At 53.0% G+C, this 11,462-nt stretch carries 8 protein-coding genes; 3 read left to right on the top strand and 5 right to left on the bottom strand.

From position 1 onward, the window contains the following. The first annotated feature begins 189 nt into the window (after positions 1-189). A complete protein-coding gene (locus tag BRW62_RS09230; RefSeq protein ID WP_099799184.1) occupies positions 190-1,629 on the top strand; it encodes a DUF3084 domain-containing protein in 1,440 nt (479 codons plus the stop codon). Here the strand turns inward: BRW62_RS09230 and BRW62_RS09225 are convergent. Next, a complete protein-coding gene (locus BRW62_RS09225) occupies positions 1,626-1,976 on the bottom strand; it encodes a hypothetical protein (RefSeq protein ID WP_099799183.1) in 351 nt (116 codons plus the stop codon). The two genes, BRW62_RS09230 and BRW62_RS09225, sit on opposite strands and share 4 nt — an antisense overlap. Before the next feature lie 343 nt (positions 1,977-2,319). After that, positions 2,320-3,465, bottom strand: a complete 1,146-nt coding sequence (locus BRW62_RS09220) for a cysteine desulfurase family protein (RefSeq protein ID WP_099799182.1) — start codon at positions 3,463-3,465, stop codon at positions 2,320-2,322. Positions 3,466-3,578: 113 nt separating this feature from the next. On the opposite strand from BRW62_RS09220, the gene BRW62_RS09215 reads away from it, so the two are divergent. Further along, positions 3,579-6,962, top strand: coding sequence for an O-linked N-acetylglucosamine transferase family protein (locus BRW62_RS09215; protein WP_099799181.1), 3,384 nt, complete (start codon positions 3,579-3,581; stop codon positions 6,960-6,962). Between the two features lie 121 nt (positions 6,963-7,083). Continuing rightward, complete coding sequence (locus tag BRW62_RS09210; RefSeq protein WP_099799180.1) at positions 7,084-8,265, top strand: M20 family metallopeptidase; 1,182 nt, start codon at positions 7,084-7,086, stop codon at positions 8,263-8,265. Here the strand turns inward: BRW62_RS09210 and BRW62_RS09205 are convergent. From BRW62_RS09205 to BRW62_RS09195, 3 genes are all read right to left on the bottom strand, one after another. Further along, the gene (locus BRW62_RS09205; protein ID WP_099799179.1) at positions 8,259-9,893 is read right to left on the bottom strand and encodes a cyclic peptide export ABC transporter; all 1,635 of its coding nucleotides are present in this window, start codon (positions 9,891-9,893) and stop codon (positions 8,259-8,261) included. The genes BRW62_RS09210 and BRW62_RS09205 overlap by 7 nt on opposite strands. Further along, complete coding sequence (gene psb35 / locus BRW62_RS09200) at positions 9,890-10,120, bottom strand: photosystem II assembly protein Psb35 (RefSeq protein ID WP_099799178.1); 231 nt, start codon at positions 10,118-10,120, stop codon at positions 9,890-9,892. Before psb35 ends, BRW62_RS09205 begins: the two co-directional genes overlap by 4 nt. 69 nt (positions 10,121-10,189) lie before the next feature. Next, positions 10,190-11,443: a protein kinase domain-containing protein gene (locus tag BRW62_RS09195; protein WP_099799177.1), complete on the bottom strand. Its 1,254-nt coding sequence runs from the start codon at positions 11,441-11,443 to the stop codon at positions 10,190-10,192. Between the last annotated feature and the right edge of the window lie 19 nt (positions 11,444-11,462).

The raw sequence follows: 11,462 nt of genomic DNA, 5'->3' as shown, positions 1-11,462 counted from the left end.
GATCTCACAAAAGTTTATCGCATTTTCTCTAACCGCATACGCTAGAAGTGGTAGTCCGATAACGGTGAGAATGCTTGGCCATCGAGGGTAGCCTACTTGACCTCCACTGGCCACTGCAGTTCTGCCGTTGTTACCTTTGTTACCTTTGTTACGTAATGTATAGTTGGGGAGTGAGCAGCAACACCCTGTATGGCTGGGTACGTTTTGGTTTTAGCGGTTATTGTTTTAGGCGGCGCGATCGCAACCGTTGGCGATCGGCTGGGTTCCAAGGTGGGCAAAGCGCGCCTGAGTTTGTTTAATTTGCGCCCACGGCAAACAGCCGTGCTGATTACCATTCTCACCGGTAGCCTAATTTCCGCCTCTACCTTAGCCTTACTCTTTGCCCTCAGTCGGGAACTACAGGATGGTCTATTGCGAATTGGCACGATTCGCAAGCAACAGCAGGCAGCGGAACGGGAACTGGCAGAGACCCGCGCCCAAAAAGAAGCCATTGAAGCCGAGCTGGCCCAATCCCAAGTAGAACTTGCCACGGTTCGCGAACGCCTTGGCCAAACCAATCAAATTTTAGAGCAGGCGGTTAACCGCCAAACCCTCACCGAGGCAGAACTCAACCAACTGCAAAACCGCTACACCACCGCCCAAGCTGAACTCAAACAGTTTGAAGCCCAAGGGACACAACTGCGACAGGAAATTCAACGCCTGCAACAGGAGCGAGACACCATTCAGGGTCGCCTGCGCGATGTGGCCGGTCAAAAAATAGCCTTAGAAAACGCAATTCGCACCGCCCAAGAGCGGTTGGCCGAGGTGGAGTCGCAGAAAAACAGCCTCCAAGCGGAGATTGACCGTATTCAAGATCAACTGGCGGTGGCTAACCAACAGCAGCAGGTGCTACGGGATCAGCAGCGCACCCTTCAGCAGGAAATTGCTGCCCTCGAAGCCAGTCGCCAACGCCTAGAGGAAAATGTCAATATTTTGTTGCTGGGGTTACGGCGGGGCACGGTGTCTATTCGCACGGGCCAGGTGCTTGCCTCGGCAGTCATTCAAAACGTCAGCGATCGCGACCAAGCCACCAAAGCCATTGAGCAACTGCTACGGGAGGCACGCCGCAATGCCATCGTCCTGAATAATCCCCAAAACCTGAGACCCACTGATCAGGTGATTCAGGTTACCGCAGAAGACATTAATCGCCTCCGTGCCCAAATTAGTGACGGTCAGCCCTACGTCGTGCGAATTCTAGCTGCTGCCAACTATTTACAGGGGGAAAATAACATTTTAGTTGTGCCGCAAGTGGCTCGCAACCAAGAGGTTTTTCGCGAAGGCGAGAACTTGGCCACCATCTCCTTTGATCCGAGCCAAATGACCGACGAACAGATTTTCCAGCGGCTCGATCAGTTGTTTACCGTCAGCAATCAGCGGGCTATTTCCTCCGGCGTTCTCCCAGATCCTGTCACCGGCAGCGTTGGTTCCTTCCGGCAGATTGAACTGGTGAAATTCATCTTGGATCTCAAAGATTATCAGGGCACTGTCGATATTAGCGCGGTCACCCCCACGCCCGTCTATACCGCAGGCCCGCTCACCCTCTCTCTAGTTGCCCGCCAAAACCAGCGGGTTATCCTGCGCAGTGGTTAGAAACTGAGAGCCATCATCTGTGGCATGGCTGGAGCAGCGTTGGCGGTTTTCGTGGTGATGCGTTTTAACCCTAAAATCCAGAGAATTTGATCCTCTATGGCCCTAGCCTGCTCTTTTGCATCTGCTTTTAACAGCAACTGATACGTCATCATCAACTTCTCAATTTCTGCAACTTGAACCCGAATTTCGTCCTCATCTAAGTACAGACTTTCAAGAACGGCATTGAGGTCAATTTCAGGATCAGCGACAAGACACGCCCCCTCTGCTACCACAGATCGGAGTTGTCCTTGGTAGTGACGCAACAAACGGCGAATCGTGTAGGCAGTAACTGGCAACAGCTTGGTCATTGATAATCCCCCGATTCATTGGTACTTAACTGATGTAAAAACGAAGATTATCGCTCGATGTAACCCCACACCCTTTGCAGGTGCTAAAGCCAAGGATTGCAAGAGCTATAACCGTAAGTTAAGGCTTAGTTTTACTAATGTAATAATTCTAAGAAACCTGTTACCTAGGGATCATCCGTAATTCTACGCAGACCGGGGATCAACTGTGACCCAGATCACTAAAGTGCTGTGATAGTAAGCATTTACAGACATTGTAAAGAAATACAAAAAATGCATTTTTATTAAGAAATGTGAAAAATATTATGGGTTATCAACTTTTTTCTCACGCTTCATAGAGTATTGCCTATTGCCGTAGGTGCTGCACGCATTCCGTCACGTAGCCAATCACCTGATTGATCTCTTCTAGGGTGGTAGTTCGCAGTAAGCCAAAGCGGAGCGTTGCCCGAGCGAGTTGGGGCGATCGCCCCAAGGCCAGTAATACATGGGAGGGGGTAGCTTTTGCGCTGCTACAGGCGGATCCAGAGGACAGGGCAACGTGGGGATACAGTGCTCGCAGCAGGGCACTGCCGTCAACACCGCCGATGCTAATATTCAGGCAGTTGGGCAAACCCTGCTCTAAATCCCCATTCACATAGACCTCCCCTAGGGCTGAAAGCCCCTGCCAGAGATGCTGCTTGAGATGGCGCAGGTGAGCCATATCCGCGGTGAAGCGGGACTGAGCTAAGCGCACCGCCTCACCGAAGCCAACAATGAGCGGGGTAGCAAGGGTACCCGATCGCCATCCTTGCTCCTGCTCGCCGCCGTGGAGTTGGGGCGCTAACTGCACCCTAGGGCGATCGCGCCGCAGATACAACGCACCAATTCCCTTGGGGCCATAGAGCTTGTGTGCCGTCAGCGACATCAGATCAATGTGCATCTGCTGAACATCCAAGGGAACTTTGCCAAGGGCTTGGGCGGCATCACAATGAAACAGCACATTGCGATCGCGACAGCGGCGACCAATCTCTGCTAAGGGATGGATCACCCCAATTTCATTATTGGCAGCCATCACCGACACTAAAATCGTATCGGCAGCAAACGCCTCTTCGAGAGCCTCCAGATCAATATGACCTTGGGGATTCACCCCCAAATAGGTGACCCGAAACCCCACAGACTCTAGATAACGGCAGGGAGCCAGTACCGCACTGTGCTCTGTCTGCACCGTAATGATATGGCGACCATGACTGTAGTAGGCCTCCGCAACCCCTTTCAGGGCAAGGTTATCTGCTTCAGTGGCACCACTCGTAAAAATAATGGCCGACGGGTCGGCATTGATGGCCGCCGCCAAATACTGCCGCGCCACTTCCACCGCCGCCGCTGCTTCCCAGCCGTAGGCATGGGCGCTATTACTGGCATTTCCGGGGCGATCGCTAAAGTAGGGCAGCATTGCTGCCAGAACCTGCGGATCAACAGGCGTTGTGGCCAGTCCATCTAAGTAGATGGGGGGCATAGCCAGAACCCAAGGGGTAAGATTGGAACGATACTAACATTTTCCCTTTTAGCCAGTATCTAAAGTGTCGTTGTTGTGCGTCCTCGATACATTCCTATGCTGAAATAAGCGATATGCGGATTCTGTTTATTGATCGAATTTCTTGGGACTATACCCTACAAACCCCCTACGAGCGCCCTTTAGGGGGATCCCAATCAGCCCTTTGCTATTTGGCAGATCACCTGAGCCAGCGGGGGCATCAAATCTCGTTATTTAAATTTAACAATGTGCCTCGCATCGAAATTGTCCGGGGAGTGCCCCATTTCCCCCTCTCATTACTGACAGCCGAATTTTTAGAGTACCTCAACCCCGAGGTGGCAATCCTCCTAAACCGTGGCTTTGGCAATCAGGATCTGCGCGCCATGCTTCCCCCCGCCACCCGCTTAGTGCTGTGGACTCAGCACGCCTACAATCAGCCGGCGGTGGCCCCTCTCCGAGACCCCCAAGAACAAGCCCTTTACGATCACGTTGTCCTCATCAGTGACTGGCAACGGCAAACCTACATCGAGCACTTCCAACTGCCCCCTAACAAAATAACTATCCTGCGCAATGCCATTGCCCCCTGCTTTGAAAACCTATTTGCGGATAGCGACAGCATTCTTGCCCACAAAACCCCACACCTCACCCTTGCCTACACCAGCACTCCGTTCCGCGGTCTGAACCTGCTGTTGGAGGTGATGCCCCAAATTCACGCTGCCCATCCAACAGCCACGCTGAATGTCTATTCCAGCATGAAAGTCTATCAGCAGACCGATGAGGATGATAAGTATGCCGATCTCTATCAACGCTGTCAGGCGTTGCCTGGGGTCAACTACATTGGCTCACTCCCCCAACCCGACCTCGTTCAAGCCCTTCGAACCACCACTATCTGGGCCTATCCCAACACCTTTGCCGAAACCTCCTGCATTGCGGCGCTTGAAGCCATGGCTAGCGGCTGCTATCTCATTACCAGTGCCTTTGGGGCTTTGCCTGAAACCACCGCTGGTTTTGCAGACCTCATTCCCTATCCCCAAGATACAGCTGCTTACCTCAGTGCCTATGGGCACGCCTTGCATCGCGCCCTAGACCGATTTAGCCAGCCCGAGCACTGGCCAGCCCTCGAAGACCACCTCCGCGCCCAAGTGACCTATATCCACCAACATTGCACCTGGTCGCTACGGGCCCAAGAGTGGGAGGCATTTCTCACGTCTCTAGTGAGTCCAACGCTCTCTATTGCTGCTTTGCCCCGTTGGCAAGCACGACTCCGTGACTATCTCCAACAGCGCCGCTATGCCGAGGTCATCACCCTCTGCGACACCCTCAGTGAACAGTTTCCCACTGCTCACTGCTGGCTGGCCTATCAGGGGGCGGCCTATGTTCTTCAAGCCCAAGAGGCCGAAGCCCAGCTCCTCTGGTCGGTGTATCTGAGTGAGTTTGATGCCGCAGAGCAAGAAGAGATTAGTACAGATTGGGCGAACTGCCTCCTAGAGCTAGCTGGAGTACCCTCATTGACCATTGACATGCAGTTTGCGCTCACCAGCTATGCCTACGAATTTGCGGCCACGCCTCGGAACGGCCTGCAATTGTTGTATCGTTCTTTACAACTTGGGTTACCAGAGCCTGACATCCAAGATCTTCTCAGTCAACTCCTGGGCGTACTCTCTCAGCCTTTAGAGATAACTCCCTCAGACACAGATACCCTGATAGCTAGCATCAAGGCGTTGCTCAAAAACTACAGTGATCTTGCGGAAGTTCCCTTGTTTGTCAAGGCGCTGAGTGGCCATGCCGAACTCCGCCCCCTGCTGGAAACATTACTCTTTGAGCACCTCAATAATGACCCCGCTAAATTTGCCTCTCGTCTTGCTGAACCTTATCTGGAGCTTGCTACAAAACAATGGGGGCTGTACGAGTTTCTCTCGCGAGTGTGTGCCAAAGGCAAAGTACCTGAGTTAGCCTTGCACTGCGCCAATCGGCTCTTTGACTTTCCAGCCACCCCCCTACGCCAAGACATGAGTGTGACAGCGAAACTCCATGTGTTGCAAACCTTTAAGTACGATCTCAGCTATGCCCAAACGGTGAAGGCTCTCTATCAGGAATGGCTGGAGGGGTCTCAAGACAGCAACCATTACCTAGCGGAGCAGACCCAACAGCAGGCCATAGATTTTGGCAGTATTTTCTATGCCATTGCTTCTTATTTTCATCTGTGTCATCAGGTGGATCAACCCGCCCAGATCAAACCCATCTACAACGATCGCAATCGTATTTTTCACGATTATGGCCGTTACCTATTGCCTGTTGAACCGTACTATAAACCCTCGCAGCCACAACAGACTCTACCTAGCAACTCCTCCAAAATAAGGGTTGGCTTTATTGGTAGTTGTTTCTTTGAGCATCCCGCTAGCCATCAAATCCGTGCCTTTATTCGTTTGTGTGATCGAGGGCGGTTTGAACTGTTTGCCTATAACCCTTGGTCTCGCACCGCAAAGGCCGATCGCCTCGCTGAGTGGTTTGAGGCCACCTTTACTCAATTTCGCAAATGTGACATCAATGCTGGTGAGATTGCCCAACAAATTTACGAGGATCGCATCGATCTACTCATTGATCTCGATAGCTGCACTAGCGATATTACCTTTCAGCTCTTGAGCCTCAAACCAGCGCCAGTCCAAGCAACATGGGTGGGGTTTGATGCCATTGGCCTCCCCACAGTGGACTACTTCATTGCTGATCCCTATATCCTCCCTGATGGTGCCCAAGCGTGGTACACCGAAACTCTGTGGCGACTCCCCCATTGCTACTTATCGTTGGATGGCTATGATGTTGCTAATAAAACTAGTATCCGTAAGCACCTTGGCCTTGGCGATGACACTGTTGTGTTTCTGTGTGCCCAGCGTGCCAGCAAAATTCAACCAGAGATGCTAAAACTTCAGCTAGCGATTGTTGCTGCGGTCAAAAATGCTGTCTTGGTCATTAAATACCATCAGAGCAGTACCCTCTTTGAGCAGTGGTGTCGGGATGTTGCCTCCGCCGAGGGCTTTGACCTTAGTAAGCTGCATTTTTTAACCTCTGATGTCCCCGAAGTACACCGCGCGAATCTCTACGATGTGGATGTGGTGCTGGATACTTATCCCTATACGGGTGGTGCGATGAGCCTCGAAGCCCTATGGCTAGAAGTGCCCATTGTCACGAAAGTGGGGCAACAGTTTGTGGCTCGCCATACCTACACCTTTCTCAAAAATGTTGGGGTCACGGACGGAATTGCCCTCAGCGATGAGGAATACGTCAACTGGGGAATCCGTATGGGCACTGAGCCGGAGCTACGCCGCCATGTCTGCTGGCAACTCCGCCAAGCTAAGCGTAGCGCTCCCCTGTGGAATCCGCAGCAGCATGCCCGTGAGATGGAGCAAGCTCTCACAGCAATGGTTAACCGCTATCGTAGTGGCGATTTAGTGGTTCCGCTAGGCCATCACGTCGGTGCCTGACCTTAGACAATAATTTGCGCCTTACATCCCTGCCCTAAAGTGCAGGGCTTTACGGTGTTTTTTGATAATGTTAAGTTTCTATAATGTTAAGGAAAAGGAATATCTTGCCGTCGTGCCCGCTATGCTTGCTCGCATTCGCCAATTGGCTGCTAGTCTTACGCCTCGCTTGATTGACATTCGCCGACACCTGCACCGCTACCCAGAACTCAGTGGCGAAGAGCATCAAACCGCAGCTTATGTGGCAGGGGTGCTGTCTTCTGCGGGCTTGACCATACAGCAGAATGTGGGGCGTGTGGGGGTTGTGGCGGAACTGGCTGGCGCAACCGGTGAAGACCGTATCATTGCCCTGCGCACGGATATGGATGCACTGCCCATTCAGGAGCGCACTAACCTAGACTTTAGCTCGAAGCATCCGGGGGTGATGCACGCCTGTGGTCACGATGTTCACACTACCGTTGGCTTAGGAACAGCAATGGTTTTGGCGGCTCTCAAAGATGAATTGCCCGGGTCGGTACGTTTTATTTTCCAGCCAGCGGAAGAAATTGCCCAAGGGGCAAGTTGGATGATTGCCGATGGCGTCATGAAGGACGTGAGTGCCATTCTTTCCCTACATGTGTTTCCTAGTATTGCGGCTGGGGAGGTGGCGGTTCGCTATGGGGCTCTCACGGCTGCTGCTGATGATCTCGAGTTGACGATTTTAGGGGAGTCGGGGCATGGAGCACGTCCCCACGAAGCGGTGGATGCAATTTGGATCGCGGCACAGGTGATCAGTGCGCTGCAACAGGCGATTAGCCGCACTCAAAACCCATTGCGGCCGGTGGTACTCACCTTTGGCAAAATTTACGGCGGCCGTGCCCCCAATGTGATTGCCGATCAGGTGACGTTGCAGGGAACGGTGCGATCGCTCCATCCTGAAACTCGCAACAACCTGCCAACGTGGATTGAACAGATTGTGGCGAATGTGTGTAATGCCTACGGTGCCCGCTACAAGCTGCACTATCGCCGAGGGGTGCCGGGGGTCGAAAATACGCCTTACCTGTCGCAGCTACTGGCGGAGGCCGCCACTGATGTGGTAGGGTCTGCCCACGTCCACATTTTGCCGGAGCCGTCCCTTGGGGCGGAGGATTTTGCACTGTACCTTGAACACGCTCCGGGGGCAATGTTTCGGCTTGGGGTTGGTTTTCGCGATCGCCCCAACTATCCCTTGCACCACCCAGAGTTTGATGTGGATGAGCAAGCGATTCCCGTGGGGGTGATGACCTTAGCCCATGCCATCTGCCGCTATTGGCAGCTTCCCTATTGATTGCGGCAAGTGTGCTGCACCAGTTGGCCGTAGTCTAGCTTCAGGAGTTGGTCAGCCACATCAAAGTAGCGATCGTCATGGCTAATGACAAATACGGTTTTGCCCTGTGCCTTTAGCTCCGGTAGCAGTTGGCGGTAAAAAATATCGCGAAAGACGGGATCTTGATCCGCCGCCCATTCATCAAAGAGATAGGCGGGGCGATCGTCGAGATAGGCCATCAGTAGCCCGAGGCGTTTGCGCTCGCCTTGAGAGAGGGACGTGGTAGAAAAGCGATTGCCCTCAAGCCGGACTTTATGACTCAGGCGTAACTTATCGAGGTAGTAGGGCACCACTGCTAAGCGGTCTGGAGAATCCAGACCCAAGAGCCGATCAAATAAATAAAAGTCACTGAAGACCGCGCTAAAGTGCTGCCGATACCATTCATAGTCGTTGGGAGTCAGGCAATGATCATCCACCCAAATCTCGCCCTGATCCGGCACGTAAAGGCCAGTAATAATCTTGGCTAGGGTAGATTTGCCACTGCCATTGCCCCCCACAATAAAAATTAGCTCGCCAGCCTCTGCTTTTAGACTGAGCGGGCCAAGGGTAAAGGTCACTGGCTCATCCTCATGGGTGCCGCGGTACTGATGGCGAATGTTTTCCAAGCGCAGCCTCTGCCAGCTCAAGGGCATGAAGTCAGCACTGGCATCAGGGTCTTGCTGTGGTTCCTCCAAGCTCAGTTGCAAGGATTCCACTTTTTTGAGGGCAACGCTGGCACGACTAAAAATAGGAATGGCATCAATCACCTGCTGCATCGGCAGCATCAGGTAAATAATAGTTAGGACATAGCCGGAGAGCACCGTCGGCGTTGCTCCCAGCAGGTGCGGCAACGTAAACAGGAAGAAGCCAATGGTGACGAAGAGCAATAACTGCCCCCAACTGGCGGCAATGGCAAAGACCATATACCCTAATTGGTTTTGCTGTCGCGTTTGCTGGGCGGTGGGTTCTAGTTCTTGATGCAGAAATGCCAGCCGTCGCCGCCGATTTAGCTTTAGTTCTTTTACCCCCTCGGTGAGGCTACGAAAATGCTGAAACAGCCGATCCTGTTCGCTGCGCGCTTGCTCGAGAAACTGCCGGGCTTTTCCCGCCAGAACCATGTAGCTACCTGCACCAATGCCAATTAAAGCAACTAGAGCAAAAAATAGGGGCGGTGACAACCAACCCATATAGATTAAACAGCCACACACAATCGCCACGGCATTAAAGAGATTGGGCAACACTGAAAACGATCGGGCGACCGCATCTACGTCTTCTGTGAGGGTTGCTAGCAGTTGCGGCTGGCCAATGGCTTCGAGTTGCCGCAGGGGAGAGGCTAAAATTTGCCGTCCAAGGAGTAAGCGCATTTCATAGACGGCTTGTTGGGCTGCGCGCACTAGCAAGACCTGAGAGGCGAAGTGAGTCAGCAGTAGCAGCCCCCCCAAAACAATAAACCCCCACGGCAATAGCGGTTGTAACGATGGGGTTCCCTGGAGGGTGGCATTAATCAGGGCAATGAGGCCGGCGGTACTCCCCCCGTTGAGGAGTCCAGCAAAAGCTGCTCCCGCGACGGTTGGCCATGCGGCCTGAAGCAGAATACGGAACAGCTTCACGAATCGGTTTCATCCTCAGGGGCTGCGGCAGGCGGGGTATCGCTATCCAAATCTAGCTTGGGAATAAACCTGGGGCGATCGGCATTTTCCCAGCCCGGCGGGCGCTTGGAGTTGTACCATGCCACCAAGCCAATACTGACCGCTGCAATCAATCCCAGAATGAGCACTCCATAAAACGGAACAAAATTTCCAGCCCCGACGGTAAAACCCGTGGCCAATAACTGCATGTGGATTCCCCTAGCTTGAAGGTGATTCTGTGTAGAACAACACTATACAACGATGGAGGCAAGAGAGAGTCAATTTTCAGCGATGGGCAGCATGTTTGTCTCTGGTGTGGTTAAGCAGGCTTTGAGGGCTTGGGCGAGGGCGATCGCCGAGGGGTAGCGGTCTGGCAGCAGGGGCGCAGTCGCCCGGTGAATGACCCGTTTCAGGGCTTCGGGAATCTCTGGGCGATTGCTGACATCCAAGCGGTGTAACCCCTCGCAATGACGGTAAAAGCGAATGGGGCTATCCCCCAACAGCAGGAAGGCGAGGGTGGCTCCTACGGCAAATAAATCGGACTGCACGACCGGTTGACCCATCATTTGTTCTGGCGCACTATACCCTTCCACGGCAATGCGGGTACCACCGGGAGAATGCCCAAGTTCCTTCACCGCCCCAAAATCAATGAGAACAATCTGGTTATCGCGAGAGCGAACCAGCAGGTTACTGGGTTTGAGATCGCGGTGGATCACAGGTGGCTCCTGATTGTGGAGGTAGTCGAGCACGCCACAGGTTTGTATCATCCACTGAATGGCTTGGGGGACTGGAACGGTGCCATTGCGGAGTACCCAGCGCTCTAGGTCTAGGCCATGGATCAGCTCCATGACTAAATAGCTTTTGCCATTTTCAATAAAAAAATCATAAAAGCGGGGAATACCGGCATGGTCTAACATTTGCAGAATGCGTCCTTCCCGCTCAAACAGTTCTTGGGCTTTTTCATGATCTGCCATGTCTGCCCTGAGTTCCTTGAGCACGCGCACTTCAGGCACTTTAGTTCCAAATCCACCGGTAGCTCGTGCCTCGCAGGCAAGGTAGGTGGTGCCAATCCCCCCCTGCCCCAGCAGCCGCAAGATATGGTAATTGCGAACGGTACGCTGAATATTGAGCGGCTCTCCACAGTGAATACAAAATAAGTTTCCGGGCATATTGCCGGCATGGGTGCACTCACTCAGAGTGGCAGTACTGCGGCGAAAGGTTTGCTCGTTAAATTGGAGGATGGGACCAGTGGGACCTAACTGAATCAGGCTGCCGTGGGACAGTTTGCTTTCATCCACTAAGCGACCATCCACAAAGGTGCCGATCGCCCCCACGCTTTTCAGGTACCAACGACCTAAATTTTCAGGGTCACGGTAGCACCCCAGTTCCGCGTGATAACGGCTGACGAGAATATCGTTGAGAATGACATCGTTGTCTGCGGCACGGCCAATCCGAATGGTGGTCTTGATGGGAAATCGCCACGTTTTAATTGGCGTTCGCTTCCACGGATCAAGAAGGTGCAGGATGATCACGGTACAACAGCAGCCACAG

Origin of the sequence: Thermostichus lividus PCC 6715 (genome assembly GCF_002754935.1) — a bacterium.
GTDB classification, from domain to species: Bacteria; Cyanobacteriota; Cyanobacteriia; order Thermosynechococcales; family Thermosynechococcaceae; genus Thermosynechococcus; species Thermosynechococcus lividus.
This window is presented reverse-complemented; position numbering and strand designations above follow the sequence as displayed.